This window comes from Paenibacillus sp. 7523-1, from assembly GCF_002276415.1.
GTDB lineage: Bacteria > Bacillota > Bacilli > Paenibacillales > Paenibacillaceae > Paenibacillus > Paenibacillus illinoisensis_A.
In genome coordinates this window covers 537,869-558,646 of the sequence record NZ_NPBR01000005.1, presented here as the reverse complement: position 1 = coordinate 558,646, position 20,778 = coordinate 537,869, and the positions used below count along the sequence as shown (strand labels likewise).

The window sequence follows — 20,778 nt, the reverse complement described above, 5'->3', positions numbered from 1 at the left end:
TCCTCAAGCCAAATTACTGTAAAGGTATGAGGCATGACTTGTACGTTATTCGGACTTTGGTCAAAACAAAAACGTTCTGTCAGAGCCTTGCTCTGAACAGAACGTTCGCATTTGTGACTAGGACGTTTTACCAACAACACTTGTGCCGTCCTTCGTTATTTTGTAGGTGAGTACTTCTCCACTCCAGAAGTGGAATTTGAGAATAACCTCACCATCATTGGTTTCGTTGAAGAAGTTTGGTTTGAGTTCAATGATATTGCGGCTATAATCCGGGCTAAAGGTGTAAGAGAACTCCTTGAAGGATGTCCAGTTTTGCGGCCCGGCGTTACCACCTGTGGCATAAGTCGCTTCCATCGTGGCCAGCTGGTTTCCGTTAAATGTGGTTGGAATTGCAAAAGAATCGGTAGTTCCTGTAACATCGCCCAGCACAGGCGTATCATACGTAATGATATTCAGGTTCCAGTCGGCGCCTTTGTTGAATTTCGCTGTAAGCTTCGCATTGACACCAAGATTGCCGGAAGCGGTCAGTTTGGTTAACAGACTGGATTTAAGGGTCAGCACGTTATCCTTAATCGTGTAATCCTTGCCTTTAGACAGTTTTTTGTTACCGTTAGCCAGGGATTTGAAGGTGTTTCCATTTAGATTCAATCGGATCGTTTGATCTTGAACGGCTGCTCCTTTTTTGAGGTGCACCAGATCGGATTCGGCTGTGGACGAACGACCTTTCCAGCTCGCTTTCATCGTATTATAGAGATCAGGGTCAGACCAAGTATAGTTTGTACGACTGAAATGCTGCCCGTTATCCCACAGCATAGTGGTCATCTTCTTTTGACGCAGATACTGTCCAACGAATTCGAAGAATTTCAGTTTCTCACCTTGTTCGATGACACCCGTATGCTGATCAAAGCCCAGCAAGCCATATTCACCTACAATAACTGGAATGCCTTTGGCTACAAAAGCGTTGTATACGCGATCGAATGTATCCGTGATGTCTTTTTGTACTTCTTCATTAAACTTGGTAAAACCAGCGATGTTCACACTAAATGGCCAGAAGCCATAATAGTGAACTGTTGCAATAATGTTAGGATCATTTAATTTCGTGATCGTCTCATTTAATGCATCCAGATCGGCTTGTGCGGATGAGGTGTGCATTGTCGGGAGTACGAGTGCACGTGTCTTGTTGTTTCCGCCAGAAGACCTTACAATTTGATGGAAAGACGTATTAAGCTCATCGAGCATACGGTACCCGACTGCGGCATCCGTTGTTCCACCTTCTGTGAAACGGGGCTCGTTAATACTTTCGAACATTAGCTTGGAAGGAGCATTTTTAAATTGGTTCGCAATCTGCGTCCATACGGAATTATAGCGTGCTAGCACAGGGTCATGATCCTGCTCCATGTAACTGACCCATCGCCAGGAATCATGGTGGATATTAAGCATGACATAGAGATTGGCATCGAGTGCCCAATCCACAACTTCCTGTACACGTTTCATGTAGGCGGGATCAATGGTGTAGTCGGGTGCGTCGCCGATGTGGGCTTCCCAGGTCACAGGAATGCGAATGCTCTTATAACCTTGCTTCGCAATCTGCTTGATCAGTTCCTTGGTAATCCGCGGGTTACCCCAGGCCGTCTCATCTTCGCCCACAGCGTCGAGCGAATTACCCAAATTCCAGCCTGGTTCCATGGCGCTGACGTAGGACTGGATTTTGGTTGGGGCAGCAGGTTTACTTGGCTTGCCTTTGTGATCAGGAGCTGCAGAGGCCATGGCAGAAGAGAACAGAGACAGAATCAGTGCTGTGATCAGTGTGAGGGATAGAACATTTTTACGATTTTTCTTCATTAACAGTATCTCCTTCATTCTTGGAATAGTTGAACTGATAAATTATGCTTGCTCAGATGGAGAAAAAGCTCAGTTATAAAACAGTCCAGACAGGGTGTACGAAGGAAGGATCACCTCCAGAATATGTATTGAAAGCGTTTTCGTAGATGTTAATATAACATAGAATAAAAGAAGCGAATACCATCACAATTGGAACAGAAATCAGTTGTAAATTAGTGATCCATTTCACGATAATAGGATGAATAAACTTTTCGTATATGAAAGCATAAGTTTTCGAAGAGAAGCGGGCTTTAATGTGTAGATATGTTCTATGCAATGAGAAATATGTTTCTATGACTGGAGTGCAGCCTTCTTTAAAATGAAGATATCGTTAGCAAAATCAGCCGTCCAGCTGCATGAACAGGGTGATATAATAAGTTCACCAGAGGGCAGCCAAAGGAGTCGGTTCATATGCGGAAGTGGCTGGGATGGATGATCCCCCACAAGCTCAAATACCGTTTGTTTGCAGGATTCGCGCTTGTCATTCTGCTTCCATTCAGCATTCTCAATCTGTACAACTACGAAAAAATTGAATCGCTTGTGCAGCAGAAGATCAGTGAACAGAGTCATGAACAGCTGGATAATCTCCACCAGTCGCTGGAAGATCAGCTCAGTATCGCTTTCAAAACATTGATCTTCCTGGAACAGGATTCCGAGGTTCGCCGAATTCTGCAAAACCCTGGCGAGCGCAACATCCTGGATAACAAGGAGCGTATGGAGGACAAATTCAAAGGATTGAATAACAGTTTTTTTCTCTACAATCCATCTGTTTATTTTACGCTGCTCGATGAAGACGGGCATATCTACACCTCATATCAGCCCAAGGTCCCGCTAGATTATGAAACTGTTGCCTCGGATCGTTCATTTTTGGCTCTTCAGGACAGCGGAACCTCATATGTGTGGACATCGAATGATGAGAATTACGTATCTCGTGATGTGACCAGGAGCCCAACCCTGTTATCCTTGTACGCCAAACTGCGTGACCGGAATAACAATACATACGGACTGGCAAGAATCAGTATTGATTTCTCCTACTGGTTTCAGTCTGTATTGCAGAAGTCCGAGAGTGACCAGCTCTACTTTATCATGACCCGCCAGGGTGAAGTGATTGCTCGTTCCAACTCCGAATCTAAGCTGCCTGTTGAAGTTGTTCGGGAGGTTTCCCGCGAGCCGAGTAATGGATACTGGACTGACAAATCGAGTGAATCACTCATTAACTATAGTTATCTGCCTTCACTGGATTGGTATATGATAAACCGGATTCCCTTACAATTGTTGTTTGGTGAGATTGAAAGCCTGAAGAAGCATTATTTTGCAACTTTTTATGCCATCACGGCCCTTTTTATTGCTATTGCTTTCATGATTGCTTATACATTTACAAGGCCGTTGTCCCGTCTACAGGTCAAGATGAAAGAAGCGGTTGGCAAGGATCTCCGCATACGGCTGCCAGAGGAGAATCACCGGGGAGAGGTGCTGGATCTTACACGGACCTTCAATACGATGATGGTAGACATGAACCGACTGGTTCAACAGCTTCGTGCCGAAGAAAGGCAGAAGGATGCCGTCCATTTTCAGATGCTTCTGGCTCAGATGAATCCACATTTTCTGCTCAATACGCTCAATACATTGAAATGGATCGGCCTGCGGAACGGGAATGAAGAAACGGTGGAAATATGTCTTTCACTCGGTAAATTGCTGGAAACCAGCCTCAATTCAGATGTGGATCTCATTCTCTTACGTGATGAAATGGATCTGACGCGAGCTTTTCTGTATATCCAACAAGTCAGATATGGAAATGTGTTTGCTATAGAGTTCAGTTATGACGAAGAGTTGCTGTATGCCCTGGTTCCCAAGCTCAGTCTGCAGCCTTTGATTGACAATGCGATTCGCCACGGAATTGGCAATATGGCTGAGGGAGGCCGGATCCAGATCCGGATGTTTAGAAATGCAGCTGTGCCTGATCGTTTGACGCTGGAGGTCGAGGATAACGGGGTAGGAATGGATCATTCGAAGAATAACAGGGAGCAGGGTCGTCAGAGACCGAGTATTGGGCTGCAGAATATAAGGGAGCGACTAAGACTTCTATTCAAGGACAAAGGCGAGCTTGAGGTGATCTCGTTGGAACAGGGCACACTGTGCCGGATTCATCTGCCTGTTTTGTTGTCCGAACCATATGCGAACCAAAACCTGGGCAACAAGAATGACGAGGATTAACGGAATGGAGGGACTACGATGTGGAAAGTATTACTGGTAGAAGATGAGACATTCGTCCGGGAGTCCGTGAAGGAGATCATTCGTTGGGAGGACATGGGGTTCACGCTAGCAGGAGAAGCAAGCAATGGATTGGAAGCGTTACCAATGATTAAGCAGGATCCTCCGGATCTTGTTCTGTGTGACATTGTCATGCCGCAGATGGACGGATTAATGTTACTTCAGGAAACAAGGAAGGCTGGCATCCAATCCAAATTTGTCATGCTGACATGTATGGGCGATTTTGAATCCATGCGGCAGGCGATGGAATACGGAGCTTCCAATTACATTCTGAAGTTGTCGATGAGTGTGAAGGATTTGCGGGAAACCCTTGTTAAGGTAAGCAAGGAATTATCGAATAACGGAGTGCCACAAGAGCGGGCCATTCGTCCCGCGTCCACAGCGCCCAAGGAGAAAATTACACATCCGGAAGTGAATAAGATCATCCAATACATTGAGCAGCATTATGATCAGGATATTACACTGAAGTTCCTCGCACGTTACGTCATGATGGGGGAAAACTACGTGAGTGCCCTGTTTAAAAAGAAGACCGGGGAGACGCTGATTCATTATTTGCATCGAACACGAATAAACAAAGCGATCGAGTATCTGACGGATACCGATTGGCCTGTGAACCAGATTGGCCACCAGGTCGGATTTATGAACGATAATTATTTTATCAAAATCTTCAAACGAATGACGGGTACAACCCCGAGTCAGTATCGTCATCAGAAATAGAACAAAATGACTTGACTGAAGGATGATAACGGTTTCAAATGTGTATTTCTGTTCCATGGCAATCATGATTCTGTTACTTACGACCATTCTCACTCATTTGCTATCCTTAAGTTGCAAACTTCAATCCAGAATTTACGAGGGGGTCGTCTCTTGGTGAGAAAAAAAGGCTTGGTAGCACGAATGGTATCACTTGTCCTTGTTGTGGGCATGATCGCAGGTTGTTCCAATGATTCAGGTTCCAATGCTCAGACCGGTGCGTCTGACAATGCGGGTGAAACAGTCAAATTGAAAATGTGGGGAGGCGTACCGCCTGAAGCGGGGCCGCAGGCAGTCATCGATGTGTGGAACAAGGAGCATCCCGAAACACAGATTGAATATGTGCGTTATGTGAATGATGACGAAGGCAATCTTAAATTGGATACCGCCATCATGACAGGTCAGGATGTGGATTTATTTGTGAACTATACGATTTCCCATACGGCCAAGAGGGTAGCATCCGGTGCTGCGGCTGACCTGAGTTCCTTCACCGACTACAACATCGACGAGAAAATGGGTCCTGATGCGGAGGGCTGGAAAATTGATGGGAAGTATTATGGTGTCCCTACCACGAAGAGCACTTATTTCGTAGCACTGAACAAGGAAGCACTCGATGCGGCCAATCTGCCTGTCCCGAAGGACTGGACCTGGGATGAGATGAGAGAATATGCGAAAAAGCTAAAAAAGGATAGTGGATATGGGTTCATTCAAAACACAGAACCGTTCGTTGATTCGATGGATTCCGTCCTGTCACAGGAAGGGTATACCAAAGCAGACGGAACGTCTAACCTGGATCATCCCATGGTGAGAAAATGGTTGGAAACCCTGAATGCCATGATGGCTGAGGATAAAACGACACCGCCGCTCGGAGAGCAGCTGACGTCGAAAATGCCTGTGGAGCAGATGTTTCTGAGCGGGGAAGTACCTATGCTTAACATTGGCGCATGGCTTCTACGCAGCTCGAACAATTTTACCGATTACCCGCGGGATTTCACCATCGCCTTCGCACCGGTACCGCGTTTGTCTGAAGATAAGGAAGGCTATGTTATGCGAGGTGGACTGGGAGATTACATCTCCATTAATGCCAAATCGAAACATCAGGAAGCAGCCTGGGAATTTCTGAAGTGGTATGCGGATGGCGGCATGGCCCCAATGGCTGAGGGAGGACGATTCCCAGCTTCCAAGGATGCAGATCAGGATAAGGCGATGGAGAGCATGCTTGGGGACAAGAAAGATACGTATGATCTGGAGTCACTCATGTATGTCATGTTTGATTATCAAACCCCAACCTATGTCCGGACTGTGCCTCAGGAAGTGATGGATTTGCGAGCGCAGGAGTACGAAAAGTATTTTCTGGGCGTACAGGATCTGGACACAACGATCTCCGCAATGGTCTCCAGACATAATGATTATCTCAAGACGGCCAAATAAAAAGAGCAACATTATTCGTGTACTCCAAAAGGTTGAAATATCGAGACTGCTCCATATTTATGGTGGCAGTCTCTTTGTTTTGACAGCAGAGGGATAGGCATTTGCAGAATAGAACAAATTGATGTTTCTCTATGATCGGACCGCCTGTGGCAAAGCATTTTTTGCATCATTCTGTTTTATGAACAAGGTGGATTTGTTACTTATGGGAACATTGCCGGGTTGGTAGACTTGGGTTATCCCTGGAAGAAACGAGGCGAAGAACAATGCACAACAACTGGATGAGAAGACAGCGCATGCTGGGATATATTTTTGTCGGTCCAAACATGCTGGGCGTTTTGCTTTTTTTCCTGATCCCGGCCATCTACTCTTTTGGTCTCATGTTCACGGATTACAAATTTATGAACCCGGATATGACGTTTATAGGTTTGGACAATATCAAGCGACTGATGAAAGACCCGCTGTTCTTTCTATCCTTGCGTAATACCCTGATATTTTTGCTCGCCGTACCTGTCTCAATTGTGCTTGGTTTTATTGTAGCCGTGATCCTGAATCAAAAGATTTATCTGAAAAAGCTGCTGCGCGGGTTGTACTTTATGCCTTATATCACGAGCGGAGTGGCCGTGGCATTTGTCTGGATGCTGCTGTTTCAGCCGAATCAGGGTCCGATCAACGGTTTCTTGCGCAGTATTGGCGTAGATAACCCGCCGGGATGGCTTTCCACGACAACCTCTTCCATGTACGCCATCGATATCATCTGGATCTGGTTTATGCTGGGCTACAACATGATTATTTACCTTGCTGCCTTACAGGAAGTGTCATCCGAACTGCTGGAAGCAGCCAAGATCGATGGAGCGAGACCGCTTCAGATTTTGCGCAGAATCATATGGCCTCTGGTTAGTCCAACCACATTTCTGCTGCTAATTACCGGACTGATCATGGCTATCAAAACGTTCGGAATCATCCAGGCCACGACACAGGGGGGACCTGGTAATAGTACAACCATCCTGTCTTTGTATGTATACCAGAATGCGTTCCGTTATTACGACATGGGGTACGCCGCTACGGTCTCCTGGGCACTGTTCGCCATTATTCTGCTGATTACCGTTCTTCAGTGGGTAGGGCAAAAACGCTGGGTCCATTATTAAATGATGAGGGGAGACCGAAGAAATGGAATTCAAAAAACGCCTATCCATCCTGCAGCCAAGCAGTTTGTTCATCACCATCATCATGTTGGCTCTGGCCGTGGTCATGATTATTCCTTTTCTATGGATGATCAGCACCTCGCTGAAGACACCTGCTGAAGTTTTTAAGTATCCGATTGAATGGATTCCATCCAATCTGACCTGGGAGCATCATCAAAAAGTATGGTCAGGCGCTAAAAGCTTCGCCACGTATTATTTGAATTCACTCAAGATATCCATCATTGGCATGGTAGGCGCGACATTTCTTTCCGCTTTTGCCGCATACGGATTCGCCCGAATTGAATTCAAGGGTCGGAATACGCTGTTTCTGCTCTATCTGTCGATGATGATGATTCCGCCGCAAGTGCTTTTCGTTCCGAAGTTTATCATGTTTGAGTGGGCGGGAATCTATAATACACATCTGGCATTGATTCTGCCTGGTTTGTTCACCATTTTCGGGGTGTTCATGCTTCGTCAATTCTTCCTGTCCATTCCGAATGAAATATCGGAGTCAGCCTTTATTGATGGTGCGGGACATTTCCGCATATTCTTTCGCCTGATTCTTCCACTTGCCAAGCCGGCGCTTGCCACACTGGCCATTATTGATTTTTCCTGGCAGTGGAACGACTATGAGAATGCACTTGTATTTCTGATCGACGAGAATCTGTATACGGTACCTCTGGGACTGCAAAATTTCATATTGGAAAATACGGTGGATTATAATGGCATGATGGCTGCTGCTTCAGCGGGGATTATCCCCATGATCATTGTATTTGCTATAGGGCAGCGTTACATCATTCAGGGGTTGACCAATTCTGCCGTGAAAGGGTGATGAACATGAGAACTGAACAGATTAACAGTGATATTACGATTGTCGGGGCGGGGCTCTCGGGCATCTGTGCTGCCATCGCAGCGGCGAGATTGGGAAGTACCGTGTCATTAATTAATAACCGGCCTGTGCTTGGCGGTAATTCAAGCAGTGAAGTGAGAGTGTGGGTTTGCGGAGCAACAGCACATGGAACGAACCGGTATGCCCGGGAGACGGGCATCATGGGGGAGCTGTTTCTGGAGAACCAGTACCGCAATCCGGAAGGCAATCCCTATTTGTGGGATCTGGTTCTAATGGAAGCCGTTCGAGCGGAAGAGCGGATCAGCCTGTTTTTGAATACGGATGTACACGAGGTGGAAGCAGAAGGAACAGAGGAAGACCGCCATATTCGATCGGTGACGGGGTGGATGATGGGATCGGAACGGCGCATTCGCTTTGAAAGTCCGGTGTTTCTGGATTGTTCAGGAGACGGCTTAGTCGGATTTCTGGCAGGAGCTCGCTATCGTCTGGGCCGGGAGGCGGCGCATGAATATGGAGAAGAGTGGGCGCCTGAGACGGCGGATCAAATAACGCTGGGAAGTACGCTGCTATTTTACACACAGGATGTAGGTAGACCTGTTCGTTTCGTGCCGCCGTCCTTTGCCAAAAACATTGAGGAAACGCCCATTCCAATCAAACGTGTCATTCGCAGCGGTGATTCAGGCTGTCACTATTGGTGGATTGAATGGGGAGGGGAGCTGGACACGGTTCACGAGAATGAACGGATCCGGGATGAGCTTTGGTCGGTCATTTACGGCATTTGGGATTATATTAAAAATTCAGGGCAGTTTGATGCAGAAACGATGACACTGGAGTGGGTGGGTTCCATTCCGGGGAAACGAGAATACAGACGTTTTGTGGGAGATTATGTACTTAACCAAAATGATATTCTTGCTCAGGAGCCTTTTGCCGACCGGATTGCTTTTGGCGGGTGGTCCATTGATCTGCATCCACCGCAGGGCATGTACGCCGAAGCCAGCGGTTCCAAGCATATGCATGCCGACGGCATCTATCATATTCCTTATCGCTCACTGTACTCAGTGAATGTGTCGAACCTGCTCTTTGCGGGAAGAAATGTAAGTGCTTCACATGTGGCCTTCGGTACGACGAGAGTTATGGCTACCTGTGCGGTGATGGGTGAAGCTGCCGGGACGGCTGCTGCGCTATGCGCAGCCAAAGGGGTATCGCCACAATTGATTCATAGCCAGCATCTGGAGGAATTGCAGCAGACCCTGCTGCGGCAGGATGCATCGGTCATCGGTTTGAGAAATGAAGACAGGCAGGACCTGGCTCCTAAGGCTGTAGTAACTGCTTCAACCTCGTGTATGACCATTGCAATTGATCAACCGGCAGCGTCCTATGGATTGGAGAGAGATATCGGAATTCTATTCCCTGTTGATCCTTCGCTTCAGGGGATGGAGTTACTGATATCGGCAGAGGAAGATACAGAACTCCAAGTAGAACTCTGGGATACAGGGCGTGAAGAGAACTACGTTCCAGCAAAACAGATTACCGAAAAGACCATTCGTGTAGCTCAGGGTGAAGAGCAATGGGTTCATGTTAACATCCAATGGGAGCCTGTCCAGTCGCAGAATGCATTTGTTGTTATCAGGCAGAATGACAGAATTAGACTCTATCAATCTAGTCAGCAAGTAACTGGTGTGTTGGCCTTTGAGAAGGGTGCTGCCCCGCACGCGGTCGCTTCCCTTGAGGATCACGATGAGTCTCAGCCCGTTGTTGCTTGGAGCATGAAGGCGCTGAACCGCAAACCATTTTGTTTTAAAATTACAGGAAAGACGGATGCCTATCTGCCGGAAAAAGTAATCGATGGCTATAAGCGCCCTTATGGCGGCCCTCATTCTTGGATGTCCCTTCCTCTGAATGAGAACGAAAACGGGGAAGCCTGGGTGGAGTTGGAATGGGAGCATGCGGTGTCCATCCGTGAGATTCTTCTGACGTGGAATGATGATGTGAATGAAGATCTCATTAATCTGCATCATCACCGGACTCCGTTCGAGATTATTCCGGAGCTCGTAAAAGCGTACCGGATCGAGGCAGAGGTGGAAAGCAAACGGGTTTTGGTTGAATCCGTAAAGGACAATCGTAAACGAACAAACCGAATGGGTTTGAAGGATAGTCTATCAACTAAAACGTTACGTATCGTAATTGAGGAGACCAACGGCGCTCCTTGTGCCGAGCTAATTGAAGTCCGTGTATATTCCTAAAAAAGGCAGCGCCGACGGCGCTGCCCTTTCATTTTAAATTTGTCTCGAATGGAATGGGTTAAAGCGATCAAGGGATTACTTTTTTACATGGAAAACTGCTGTGGATAGCAGCATTAATTCTACAATTTGAGTACTCATATACTCAGGAGTGGTGGGGAAGTCCTCTTCAATCCAGCGAATCAACAGTCCAGCAACGCCATGCGCCCGGTAGATAAACAGCCACTTCGGATCAATCCGTGATCCTTCCTCCAGTTCATATTCATATTCAGCGACAAACAGGTCTTCGATCGTCTTCGCCAGTTGGTAGCGAAAATCAACCTGGATATGGTCACTAAGCAGCAGCTTATATATAGAAGCATGTTCTTTCAAATACAGAAACAATGTGATGTCTTCGGTGTGCATTTCTTTCAGGTTAACTCTCGTTATGTACCGATAGGGATGCTTGATTTGATTAACAAATTCTTCGAGAACATCCTGAATAATTTCACCTAGCAGGTCCTCTTTAGTTGCAAAATTGGCATAGAATGTTCCCCGATTATAGCTCGCTTCCCTTACAATCTCCGAAATGGAGATCTGTTGAAAAGGTTTATCCTGAAGTAAACGCAAAAATGTATGTTTAATATCAGATTTGGAGCGCAGAATGCGCTTGTCCAGCTGCATGGTCATCATATAATCACCTCTATTACAGTATGGTTGAATTGTCATAATGACGCAACTTAATGAACAGAACGTCATGTTTTGTACAGTAACATACAGATAAGGACATATTACGGATTGAATAAGGGTAATGATATGGATATATTGAGGATTGTTTAGAATTCATATTAAATTGGAGGTATTCATAATGACATTTCCCGTTTTGGAAGGAAAAGTAGCAATCGTAACAGGTGCAGCCATGGGCATGGGCGAAGCAACAGCTAAACTGTTTGCCGCAGCCAAAGCCAAAGTCGTGGTAGCGGATTTTAACGAAGAAAAGGGACAAGCTGTTGTGGAAGCAATCCGTGCGGAAGGCGGTGAATCCGCTTTCGTGAAAGTGGATATTTCCAAATCCGAAGAAGTACAGTCTATGGTTAAATTTGCAGTGGATACGTACGGACAACTGGATGTGGCTGTGAACAATGCCGCCCTTACTCCGGATGATAAACCAGCAGCGGAATTCGACGAAGCCTACTGGCACCGCCTAATGTCCGTTGACCTGACAGGTACTGCGCTCTGCATGAAATATGAGCTTCAGCAGATGCTGAAACAAGGCAAGGGCGGATCCATTATTAACATCTCGTCCGTGAGCGGGTTCCGTCCTCAACCAAACAACATCGCTTATGTTGCTGCCAAACACGGTGTTGTCGGCATGACCAAAGTTGCCGCTATGGAAAACGGACCGCACAATATCCGTGTCAACACGGTTGCTCCAGGCGCGATCGACACGCCGATGCTGCGTGGTGCACTGGATCAATTCGGCTTCACGGCAGAAGAGTATGCACCACAGCTCAGTTTGCTGAATCGTTTTGGACAACCTGACGAGATTGCTCAAGCAAGTCTGTGGCTCGCATCCGATGCATCTTCATATGTGACTGGCACGACAATTCATGCCGATGCAGGATACACTTCACGATAAAATAGTTTCGGTTCGCTAACTGGTCGTTAGAGCTGGGGGCAAGGATCGCCTTCATGCTTCAATTCACTAGCTAAGTTCCTGATTGTATTTAAAAAGTCGTTTCCAGCGTGAATGTAAGTACCTTATCACGCGGAAACGACTTTTTTGCTTGAGAATTTTTATACGATGTGTTCCTTAGGAATCTGCCTTCACAATGGTCGAATTCAGATTACCTGTCAGTCGCTGCGGTGGGAATACCATACGAACTGGGGCGATAATGATCGCAGCAAAGATTGCTTTGATCAGATCTCCGATAATGTAAGGATAGAAACCTTGAATCATGGCTTCCGGAAGAGACATTTTATAGGCATAAGCCAGCCAAGGTACGCCCGAAACATAGATCAGCAGCGATCCGAACAGTTCAAACACGACAAATGCCAGTACATAACCGCCGATCCCTTTCAGCTTGATTCGTGCCAGCAATAATCCAATGAGCAGGGCTGCGAAAGGCCACATCATGACGTATCCGCCTGTTGGACCCAGGAGTACGGCGAGGCCGCCGGCCCCGTGCAGAAGTGGGAACCCTAGAGCAGTCAAAATAACGACAAGAGCAATACTCAGAAAACCGTATAACGGGCCCAGTAATCCTCCCGCCAGCATGACGGCAAGTGTCTGCAGCGTAATAGGGACGGGTGAGAAACCGATGGGAATACTTATGTAACCAAAAAGAACTAGTATAGCTGCCATGAGTGCACTAAATACAATACCCCGCAAAGATAATTTCATGATTGAACAATCCTTTCGATTTTGGTAATCTTATTGTTAACCAAAACAGGAAACGGTGGTTAACGATTTGGATCGTACCACAAAAGAAGCAAAAGGGAAAGGACCAAATTTCGATGCAGGACGTTATACCTTTAATTACACTGGAACAAGCGCGAGTTCATTATGCTGCCGAATCCGGCCAGGTTCGCAAGGCAGTCGATGGGGTTTCCCTGAACGTATATCCCGGAGAATGGATCAGCATTGTGGGAGCCAATGGCAGCGGGAAAAGTACCCTGGCCGCAGTGCTGATCGGCTTCACACAACTATCAGGCGGAACAAGACAGGCCGCTCCTGAGCTTGCCGTTCGCGGAGTGCTTCAGCAGCCTGATGCGCAGGTGCTTGGAGATACGATTGAGGAAGAGTTTCATTTCAGTCTATCGCCGTTCGTTGATTCCGTAGAGGAACAATTACGGCGTAGAGAAGACGCTTTACATATGGTTGGCCTTCAATATTCCCCGGACACATCCATATCTCGTTTGTCTGGCGGTCAAAAGCAGCTGCTCAATATTGCGGTAGCCCTGGCCTCGAAGCCGGATGTTCTTGTCCTGGATGAACCTACAGCCATGCTGGATCCGGGAGCGAGAGAGCGGATAGAATCCATTGTGGAATCTGTCGTCCGGCAAGGAACCGCAGTTGTCTGGATAACGCATCACCTGGAAGAAGCAACTCTAAGTAATCGGATTATGGCTATGGAACAAGGACAATGTGTATATGATGGGATACCATCGTCATTTTTCTATGGAAGTACGGTCGAGACTCCCCCGGCAACCATGGCTGAGGAACGTACACCCTGTGAGCGACTGAGACTGGACCCACCCTTTACAGTAAAAACAGCTCTCCTTCTCAAACAGCAAGGTTTTTTGAATCAAGCCGCCACACCACTCCGGCCAGAACAACTGGTGGAGGAGGCTGCCCGATGACTATTGAACTGGATCACCTAACCCTAGAAGCGCCTGACTCCGGAACACGAGCGCTTTTGCAGGACCTTTCCATCCAGTTTAACAGCGGTGAAATAACCCTGTTATTAGGCTGCACAGGATCCGGTAAAACCACTTTATTGCAGACCATAGCAGGTCTCAAACCACCAAGTGCTGGTCACATTGCATTGAACGGTGAACCATTCTGGCAAAATGGCAAGGTACCGCGGTCTATTTTGCTGCAGATGGGATTGGTGTTCCAGTTTCCCGAGCAGCAGCTATTTGCCCGAAGCATTCAGCGGGAATTCTCGTACTCGCTTCGCCCGTACCCACTATCGGATGAACAAAAGAAATGCCAGATGACCGAGTCGCTTGTACAATGGGATCCGCCAACGGATCCAGATGAGATGAAACAGCGCTTCAATCCGGATAGATCTCCTTTTGCGCTGAGCGGTGGTGAACGAAGAAGGCTCGGCCTCGCACTCGGGACGGCAACGAAGCCTGAGTGGCTTCTGCTTGATGAACCCAGCGCTGGATTGGAAGCGCAGAGCGTTTTGCTTCTGCTTGACGTGCTTAAACGGCACCGGAATGTAGGTAAGGGAGCCATTGTGGCCACGCACGACCTGGATACATTTTTGCCGATTGCGGATCGTGTTCTTTTGCTGCGAGAAGGACGGTTGATTGCGGATCTTACACCGAGAGAACTTCATATGCATCCCGAACTGCTGGAAGAGGCGGAGATCGGGTTGCCGCCTTCCATGCGACTTGCCCAGCAGTTGAGAGCGGCTGGTATGGACTTGCCCACTGCAATGACACCTGAAGAGATGGCTGCAAGTATAGCTCAGACTTCTTTCCAGGCTTCGAATGAGCTTCGTCAGCAGGGAGAACAGTCCAGGAGTGTGCCAGGGACAAGTGAAGCGAGCCAGCAAGAGTTAGCAAAAATGGAGCATTCCATTGAAGCTCAAGAGGCAACTCCACCCAATGGCCTTTACCGTAACATGGACCCGCGTCTTAAATGGCTGCTGTATATTCTGCTCGTAACGGCAGCGATGCTGCAGCACCGCTGGATTGGGTTATCCCTCACACTGGTACCAGTCGTTTTGGCGCTTAGTATATTGCCCCGTCAGACTCTGGCAGGCTGCGTGAAGTTAATGAAGCCCTTATTGCTGTTCTTCATTATATCTACAGCGTTATCTGGAACCACGCTTGCTACAGAGGGAGGGAGTCTACGCTTCGGTTTTTCCTTGCTGCAGGCGGAGGCAACACTCCTGAATGTATTTCGTCTGTTTATCGTTACTTTGGCGAGTCTCTGGTTTTCGCTAACCACGCCTTATGGCCGAATGGTAGAAGGGTTAAACTGGGTGCTGGGCATAGGTAAAAAAATTAGGCTGCCTGTTGCTTCGTTTGCACTTGCCGTTTCATTGATCTTCCGGTTTATCCCGATGATCTGGAGCGAGTGGCAGCGCTTCTCGCTTATCGTTCGATCACGCGGTAAAGCTGTCCTGAAACCCAATACGGTTCGGGTCCGGGACATCGGACCGATGGTTATCCCCTTATTAATGTCGTTATTGCAGCGAGCTGAAGATATGACGATTGCCATGGAGATGCGGAAAGTGCGGGAAAATCCGATGCTTGGCGTACGTTCTACCCTGTTGGTATGGTCCAAAAGGGATACGATCATCTGTTGTATTGGACTTATTGTATTTGTTTTGTTTATATCGATACGTAAGTGATGACGAGAGAGCAATGCTCAGATTCATTCTATGAATCAAAATATGAAACGCAGTGTTTTCCAGGGATGATGCATAAATGGTATGGTTTTCGCTCAAAATAGACGTGCTTTGGATACCTCAAGGCGGATATGGAGGGACGAACGATGAAGGACAAATTTTTGTACGAAGAACGGCGCGAATATACCGATCTGTCCACGGTGGAGTCGCAGCGGAATGATCTCGCACTGGAAGAGTTTCCGGAAGGGCCTTACGGCTCATCGTTACTGTCAGAATCACTTGGAAAGAGTTCGCCGTGGCGAATGGATCAGCGATCCGCACATCGGTTTGACTATGAGAACCACGAGCTTCATGAAGGGGAAGTACGGGATTATCCGGGTCAGGATGTCTTCGACGAATCGGTTCCTGATCGCGTAACTAAGCCTCAATATTCGGAATAATTGGAGCAGTTCATCGTATACAAAAATAAATCACAGTCTCCTGGCAGAATGTTTTGCTTGGGGGCTGTTTGGCGTGCACTCATGGAAAAATATCTACCACATATTTCACAATTTGGGTTATCATAGCTTTAGTTCAACAGATGGTGAGTACAAGAACGGACGGGAAATGGGGATGAAGAAATGAGAGAGATTGACTATAGCCATTACTTTTGGCAGGATGAGCAGATCAGGCTGCGTGCTCTGCGCGAGGAAGATTGGGAAGCTCATTATTATAATCGGTTTGATACACCTGCCCGTCGTCTGCTCGAATGTGCAGTGGAACTGCCGCCGACGTCTGCCGAGGCCAAACATTTTACAGAGAGATTCTCCAATTTCTCCAGTACACATGGACGCATCATGTTCTCGATTGAGGATTGGCATGGAGAGTACGTTGGGGGCGCTAACATAAACAGTATAGATGAGAGGAACGGCACATTTAGCATTGGAATCCAGATCGATCGTGATCATCGGGGCAAAGGGATTGGAACGCGAGCCATTCGAATTATGCTGAAGTATGCCTTCTTCGAGAGAAGACTGAACAAATTTAACGATAGCGTCCTCGAAGGGAACGAACCCTCAGCAGCCATGATGAGAAAGCTGGGTTGCGTTCAGGAAGGTGTTCGACGCAAGGTCATATATACGAACGGCAGGTACCATGACATGATCCTTTTCGGATTAACCAAGGACGAGTTTATGGAGAAGGAGGGAATGGTATGAGCCCGATATTAAATCAGATCGGTACAGTGTTTATACCCGTCCGTGACATTGAGCGTGCAAAAGATTGGTATTGTGACCTCTTGGGCTTGCCTGCGGATGGCGAGATCCTGTTTGGTCATTTATACATCCTTCCAATGAACGGAACACGGATTGTGCTGGACAGCAAAATTTATGCCGAAGCGCATACGTTCAAAACGCCTGCATTCCATTTTGATACGGAAAATATTGAGGAAGCCTATGCGTTTATGCAATCCAAGGATGTTCACATAACGACACCCATTGAGCATGATCACTGGTTTAACTTTCAGGATCTGGATGGAAACCTGTTAATGGTGTGCAAGTGTTAGCTCGTAAAATGAATAAAAGGTGAAGTGTAGTAAGGGGGAGCATGAAGAAAATAATTTGGATAAGCACCATCCTGCTTGTGCTGTTGATTGTAGGTCTCAACCTTTTCTGGAATCGGATCTTCGGATATCCAACATTGGACCAGGCTGTCCAATCCAATTGGAAGACACCGGTGAAGATTGTGAATGTTGATCAGGAGAATCAGTTGGTCCTTTATCTGGACGAAACACAGTATGTATTTGCAGCCTATGAACAGAAGCGTGGGAGATTTCATGTAAATGCGGACACCGAGTCGGGTTGGACGGCCAGTTCAGATCTGGGTCCTGCGTTCCTCGTTGTCGCGGAGCCCAAAAACAATAACGGAAATTTCATGTGGGGTGCCTTATATTCTGACATCTCCATTGCCAAATTCCAAATTGAATATATTAATGGAGAGACTCATGCTGTAGAAGCAATAAATAATACGTTTATCGTGAGAATGCCAGTAGCCTTTCAAAACGAATCGCAGCTTAGTCTCATGGAGACGTTCGACAATATCCATGCCATCGATGCCAATCATCAGGTGATCCAGTCATGGAAACCGGAGAGTTAGTATGAGTTGGGGATATGGTGAGGAAACATTTACTCGAGAAAATCAATTTTAACAGAGGTGATGGAATGGAAGATAAACCTCAGCTTGTTTTGGATATAGCCGGAGTTCTGATTACGAATCTTTCCTCTTCATTTTGGCAGGAGCTTGCAGGTCATGCAGGCACGACCTTTCCTATATTCATTGAACAGCTGAGCGCTATTCGGATAGACCTATGGACAGGAAAATTGAAAGAGGAACAGTTCTGGATCTGGTTGCAATCCCAATACCCCAAGATTGACAAAACTTATGCTTATGAATTGCTGGAGCGTACGACACAATTATTACCTGCGATACATTATCTTGAACGATGGAGTCAGCACGCTGATATACATCTGCTAAGTAATCATTGCCATGAATGGGTTAAACCGATATTGCTAATGATTGAAAAGCACACCGAGAGCATTACCATTTCGAATCAGGTCGGGTTCTGCAAACCCTATAGAGAAATTTATGAAATCGTAGAATCTCATATGAATTCCAGAACTCGTATTATATTTGTGGATGATCAATTGAAAAACTTTAAGTCTGCTGTGGAGCTGGGATGGGAAACAATACTTGCAGATGAACAACATTATTGGATTGAAAAAATAGACCATATACTTACCGTAGGAGTTTAGAATTGAAAAAAATGAGTATTAAGCCAATAACCCTTTCACAGTCTATTAGGAGCTGGAAAGGGTTATTGGTCATGCTAATGATCGAAAGTTGCCTCAGATAAGTCAGACAAAGGCAGCAAAATGGTAAACGTTGTTCCGCTGCCTAACTTGCTGTTCACCGCAATACTTCCGCCATGCGCTTCCACAATGGAACGTGTAATGGCTAGGCCAAGGCCAGCGCCGCCTTCCTTTCTGGAACGGGAAGAGCTGGTTCGGTAGAAGCGTTCAAAAATATGGGGAAGATGTTCCGGTTCAATTCCGGTGCCGTTGTCTTTAACGGTCAATTCGGCCTTGTTATGAACAGCATATAGCGCCACTGTAATGGAACCGGATTCCGGATGCGTATGCTGCACCGCGTTGTGGAACAAATTGAGAACCACCTGCTTCAGCTTGTGCGGCTCAGCCATTATGGTTAAACCGGCAGTCAGGTCAAAGTGTACATGGCGCTCCCGTGCCATCATGTTCAGCTGGGGCTGCATCTCCATCAGCAAATGATCCAGCTGAACAATCTCCTGTTCTTGCTTCGGAGCTTGATCAAGCTTGGTTAGCATAAGCAAATCTTCAACCAGTTTGTTAATACGAACAGACTCCCCATACATGCTGTCCAGTGCCCTATACAGTTGTTCATGATTGGACGCTGCGCCCCGCTGGAGAACTTCAATGAATCCGTGGATGGACGTCAATGGAGTACGCAGTTCATGGGAAGCATCGGACAGGAAACGCTGCATCTGTTCCTTGGATTCACGTTCCGCTTCAAATGATTGCTCGAGTCTTTCGAGCATGCCGTTGAACGACTGCGCGAGCTGATCCACTTCCTGCTGACCCTGGGTGGCGGGAAGACGTTCTGCCAAGCTGCCTGCATCGATCCGCTGGACGGTATCGACCATACTGGATAACGGAATCAGTGTACGGCGGAGCGTTTTGGTATAGAGAATGAGACCTGCCACCATCGCCAGAATGGATAACATGACGAAGATGAGCAGCTGTTTAACCATGAGATCTCTTATCGGTTTCGTGGGGGTACCCATCTGAACCATGGTGAAATCCCGATTGCGCGGACCGGGCGAGGCAAAAACGATTAACTGCTCACTGCCTGTACGATCCGTCAAAATCTGGTATGGAGCATGTCGTTTGTCCAATAATTGGTCCGTGATTGTTTTGTATTCGGCGGCAGTGAGTTGGGGTGCTGCCAGACCGTCTTCTTTACCGAATACATCCTCGAATGTACCATTTCGATCGAATAGGGCAAGTGAACGATCGGGAATGTAGAGCATCCTGTTACCCGACACGCGCGCATCCAAGCCTGCCTGTCCAGCAAATGGGTTGTTGAATGACTCATTCCGCGAAGATAAGCCGAGCCAGACAGGAGGCATGGACATGATCTGCTCTTCCATCGTTTTCGCCTGATTGCGATACAGAAAGCTCTCCATAATCCAGAACTGAAAAATGCCAATTAACAAGAATAAGGCAGCAAGAATAAACAGAGAACGTGCGAGCAGCTGAGAACGGAGCGAACGGGGCCAGATCAATCGCTGCAATTGTCCCAGAAGAGATTTGGTGGTTGGATTCGTCGAATGACTCATCAGAGATCCACTCGGTATCCAACACCTCGAAGAGTGCGAATGAGTTTGTGCTCTTTATCCCCAAGTTTGTCACGCAATGATCGTATATAGACCTCGACAATGTTTTCTTCACCACCAAAATCATACCCCCACACACGACTAAGAATTGTCGCCTTGCTTAGCACGATACCGTGGTTCAGCACAATGAACTTTAATAGTTCATATTCCGTAGGGGACAACTCAAGAATCTGATCATGATAGGTGATCTCCTTGCGCTGATCGTCGATTCGGAAAGGACCATGTGTCACGGCCCCAATGAGCAATGGAAACTGATTACGCAGCCTTGCCTGAATCCGGGCGAGCAGCTCATCGAAGGCAAAGGGCTTGATCATATAATCGTCAGCACCAAGCCATAGACCTTTAACCCGGTTCTCGACTTCGTCCTTGGCTGTGAGCATGATGACGCCAACCTGGGCTCCAGTCTTGCGCAGACGTTCAACCACCTCGAATCCATCCATTTCCGGCATCATGACGTCCAAAATGGCCATATGCGGACGGAACTCAAGTGCGAGTTCAAGCGCTGCAGCACCATCCGGAGCCGTGCGTACATCGAAGCCCTCATTACTCAATCCAAGCTCCAAAAATTGCAAAATATGTGGTTCATCATCCGCCAAAAGGACTTTAATCCCGGTACTTAACTTCATAAGCGGGC

At 47.1% G+C, this 20,778-nt stretch carries 19 protein-coding genes; 14 read left to right on the top strand and 5 right to left on the bottom strand.

Features of this window, described 5'->3' with window-relative positions:
* Positions 1 to 117: 117 nt before the first annotated feature.
* A complete protein-coding gene (locus CHH60_RS05900) occupies positions 118 to 1,842 on the bottom strand; it encodes a cellulase family glycosylhydrolase (RefSeq protein ID WP_095358351.1) in 1,725 nt (574 codons plus the stop codon).
* 450 nt (positions 1,843 to 2,292) lie between these two features.
* Between CHH60_RS05900 and CHH60_RS05895 the strand changes: the two genes are divergently transcribed.
* From CHH60_RS05895 to CHH60_RS05870, 6 genes are all read left to right on the top strand, one after another.
* Positions 2,293 to 4,095, top strand: a complete 1,803-nt coding sequence (locus CHH60_RS05895) for a sensor histidine kinase (protein ID WP_095358350.1) — start codon at positions 2,293 to 2,295, stop codon at positions 4,093 to 4,095.
* An 18-nt stretch (positions 4,096 to 4,113) separates the two neighbouring features.
* Entirely contained in the window at positions 4,114 to 4,869 is a 756-nt protein-coding gene (locus CHH60_RS05890) for a response regulator transcription factor (RefSeq protein ID WP_095358349.1), read from the top strand.
* A gap of 153 nt (positions 4,870 to 5,022) precedes the next feature.
* Positions 5,023 to 6,336 (top strand): ABC transporter substrate-binding protein, encoded by a 1,314-nt coding sequence (locus CHH60_RS05885; protein WP_369680177.1) that lies wholly within the window; start codon positions 5,023 to 5,025, stop codon positions 6,334 to 6,336.
* 263 nt (positions 6,337 to 6,599) lie between these two features.
* Entirely contained in the window at positions 6,600 to 7,481 is an 882-nt protein-coding gene (locus CHH60_RS05880; protein WP_095358348.1) for a carbohydrate ABC transporter permease, read from the top strand.
* Between the two features lie 22 nt (positions 7,482 to 7,503).
* Complete coding sequence (locus CHH60_RS05875; protein ID WP_095358347.1) at positions 7,504 to 8,349, top strand: carbohydrate ABC transporter permease; 846 nt, start codon at positions 7,504 to 7,506, stop codon at positions 8,347 to 8,349.
* Between the two features lie 5 nt (positions 8,350 to 8,354).
* A complete protein-coding gene (locus CHH60_RS05870; RefSeq protein ID WP_095358346.1) occupies positions 8,355 to 10,610 on the top strand; it encodes an FAD-dependent oxidoreductase in 2,256 nt (751 codons plus the stop codon).
* 75 nt (positions 10,611 to 10,685) lie between these two features.
* Here CHH60_RS05870 and CHH60_RS05865 read toward each other — a convergent pair whose 3' ends face one another.
* Complete coding sequence (locus CHH60_RS05865) at positions 10,686 to 11,315, bottom strand: TetR/AcrR family transcriptional regulator (RefSeq protein ID WP_255247836.1); 630 nt, start codon at positions 11,313 to 11,315, stop codon at positions 10,686 to 10,688.
* A 139-nt stretch (positions 11,316 to 11,454) separates the two neighbouring features.
* Here CHH60_RS05865 and CHH60_RS05860 point away from each other — a divergent pair, with 139 nt between their 5' ends.
* Positions 11,455 to 12,225, top strand: coding sequence for an SDR family NAD(P)-dependent oxidoreductase (locus CHH60_RS05860; RefSeq protein WP_095358344.1), 771 nt, complete (start codon positions 11,455 to 11,457; stop codon positions 12,223 to 12,225).
* 174 nt (positions 12,226 to 12,399) lie between these two features.
* Here CHH60_RS05860 and CHH60_RS05855 read toward each other — a convergent pair whose 3' ends face one another.
* On the bottom strand, positions 12,400 to 12,990 hold the full coding sequence (locus CHH60_RS05855) for a biotin transporter BioY (RefSeq protein WP_095358343.1): 591 nt from the start codon (positions 12,988 to 12,990) through the stop codon (positions 12,400 to 12,402).
* A 113-nt stretch (positions 12,991 to 13,103) separates the two neighbouring features.
* On the opposite strand from CHH60_RS05855, the gene CHH60_RS05850 reads away from it, so the two are divergent.
* The 7 genes from CHH60_RS05850 to CHH60_RS05820 all read left to right on the top strand — a co-directional run bounded on the left by CHH60_RS05850 (position 13,104) and on the right by CHH60_RS05820 (position 18,465).
* Positions 13,104 to 13,949 carry an ATP-binding cassette domain-containing protein gene (locus CHH60_RS05850; protein ID WP_141236938.1) on the top strand — a complete coding sequence of 282 codons (846 nt, stop codon included), beginning with the start codon at positions 13,104 to 13,106 and terminating at the stop codon, positions 13,947 to 13,949.
* The gene (locus CHH60_RS05845) at positions 13,946 to 15,679 is read left to right on the top strand and encodes an ATP-binding cassette domain-containing protein (protein WP_095358341.1); all 1,734 of its coding nucleotides are present in this window, start codon (positions 13,946 to 13,948) and stop codon (positions 15,677 to 15,679) included. Before CHH60_RS05850 ends, CHH60_RS05845 begins: the two co-directional genes overlap by 4 nt.
* Positions 15,680 to 15,822: 143 nt before the next feature.
* Complete coding sequence (locus CHH60_RS05840; protein ID WP_095358340.1) at positions 15,823 to 16,116, top strand: hypothetical protein; 294 nt, start codon at positions 15,823 to 15,825, stop codon at positions 16,114 to 16,116.
* Between the two features lie 180 nt (positions 16,117 to 16,296).
* A complete protein-coding gene (locus CHH60_RS05835) occupies positions 16,297 to 16,872 on the top strand; it encodes a GNAT family N-acetyltransferase (protein ID WP_095358339.1) in 576 nt (191 codons plus the stop codon).
* On the top strand, positions 16,869 to 17,219 hold the full coding sequence (locus CHH60_RS05830; RefSeq protein WP_095358338.1) for a VOC family protein: 351 nt from the start codon (positions 16,869 to 16,871) through the stop codon (positions 17,217 to 17,219). The genes CHH60_RS05835 and CHH60_RS05830 overlap by 4 nt, the downstream gene beginning before the upstream one ends.
* A gap of 41 nt (positions 17,220 to 17,260) precedes the next feature.
* Complete coding sequence (locus tag CHH60_RS05825) at positions 17,261 to 17,809, top strand: hypothetical protein (protein ID WP_095358337.1); 549 nt, start codon at positions 17,261 to 17,263, stop codon at positions 17,807 to 17,809.
* A 65-nt stretch (positions 17,810 to 17,874) separates the two neighbouring features.
* Positions 17,875 to 18,465 carry an HAD-IA family hydrolase gene (locus CHH60_RS05820; RefSeq protein WP_095358670.1) on the top strand — a complete coding sequence of 197 codons (591 nt, stop codon included), beginning with the start codon at positions 17,875 to 17,877 and terminating at the stop codon, positions 18,463 to 18,465.
* Positions 18,466 to 18,539: 74 nt separating this feature from the next.
* Here the strand turns inward: CHH60_RS05820 and CHH60_RS05815 are convergent, their stop codons facing one another.
* Positions 18,540 to 20,087, bottom strand: a complete 1,548-nt coding sequence (locus tag CHH60_RS05815) for a sensor histidine kinase (RefSeq protein ID WP_095358336.1) — start codon at positions 20,085 to 20,087, stop codon at positions 18,540 to 18,542.
* Positions 20,087 to 20,770, bottom strand: a complete 684-nt coding sequence (locus tag CHH60_RS05810) for a response regulator transcription factor (RefSeq protein WP_095358335.1) — start codon at positions 20,768 to 20,770, stop codon at positions 20,087 to 20,089. The genes CHH60_RS05815 and CHH60_RS05810 overlap by 1 nt, the downstream gene beginning before the upstream one ends.
* Positions 20,771 to 20,778 lie beyond the last annotated feature (8 nt).

Coding starts and splice junctions, on each gene's coding strand:
- CHH60_RS05840 (WP_095358340.1), top strand. CDS start 15,823: ATGAAGGACAAATTTTTGTACGAAGAACGGCGCGAATATACCGATCTG.
- CHH60_RS05865 (WP_255247836.1), bottom strand. CDS start 11,315: ATGACAATTCAACCATACTGTAATAGAGGTGATTATATGATGACCATG.
- CHH60_RS05830 (WP_095358338.1), top strand. CDS start 16,869: ATGAGCCCGATATTAAATCAGATCGGTACAGTGTTTATACCCGTCCGT.
- CHH60_RS05875 (WP_095358347.1), top strand. CDS start 7,504: ATGGAATTCAAAAAACGCCTATCCATCCTGCAGCCAAGCAGTTTGTTC.
- CHH60_RS05895 (WP_095358350.1), top strand. CDS start 2,293: ATGCGGAAGTGGCTGGGATGGATGATCCCCCACAAGCTCAAATACCGT.
- CHH60_RS05815 (WP_095358336.1), bottom strand. CDS start 20,087: ATGAGTCATTCGACGAATCCAACCACCAAATCTCTTCTGGGACAATTG.
- CHH60_RS05880 (WP_095358348.1), top strand. CDS start 6,600: ATGCACAACAACTGGATGAGAAGACAGCGCATGCTGGGATATATTTTT.
- CHH60_RS05810 (WP_095358335.1), bottom strand. CDS start 20,770: ATGAAGTTAAGTACCGGGATTAAAGTCCTTTTGGCGGATGATGAACCA.
- CHH60_RS05855 (WP_095358343.1), bottom strand. CDS start 12,990: ATGAAATTATCTTTGCGGGGTATTGTATTTAGTGCACTCATGGCAGCT.
- CHH60_RS05890 (WP_095358349.1), top strand. CDS start 4,114: ATGTGGAAAGTATTACTGGTAGAAGATGAGACATTCGTCCGGGAGTCC.
- CHH60_RS05870 (WP_095358346.1), top strand. CDS start 8,355: ATGAGAACTGAACAGATTAACAGTGATATTACGATTGTCGGGGCGGGG.
- CHH60_RS05820 (WP_095358670.1), top strand. CDS start 17,875: ATGGAAGATAAACCTCAGCTTGTTTTGGATATAGCCGGAGTTCTGATT.
- CHH60_RS05825 (WP_095358337.1), top strand. CDS start 17,261: ATGAAGAAAATAATTTGGATAAGCACCATCCTGCTTGTGCTGTTGATT.
- CHH60_RS05835 (WP_095358339.1), top strand. CDS start 16,297: ATGAGAGAGATTGACTATAGCCATTACTTTTGGCAGGATGAGCAGATC.
- CHH60_RS05845 (WP_095358341.1), top strand. CDS start 13,946: ATGACTATTGAACTGGATCACCTAACCCTAGAAGCGCCTGACTCCGGA.
- CHH60_RS05900 (WP_095358351.1), bottom strand. CDS start 1,842: ATGAAGAAAAATCGTAAAAATGTTCTATCCCTCACACTGATCACAGCA.
- CHH60_RS05850 (WP_141236938.1), top strand. CDS start 13,104: ATGCAGGACGTTATACCTTTAATTACACTGGAACAAGCGCGAGTTCAT.
- CHH60_RS05860 (WP_095358344.1), top strand. CDS start 11,455: ATGACATTTCCCGTTTTGGAAGGAAAAGTAGCAATCGTAACAGGTGCA.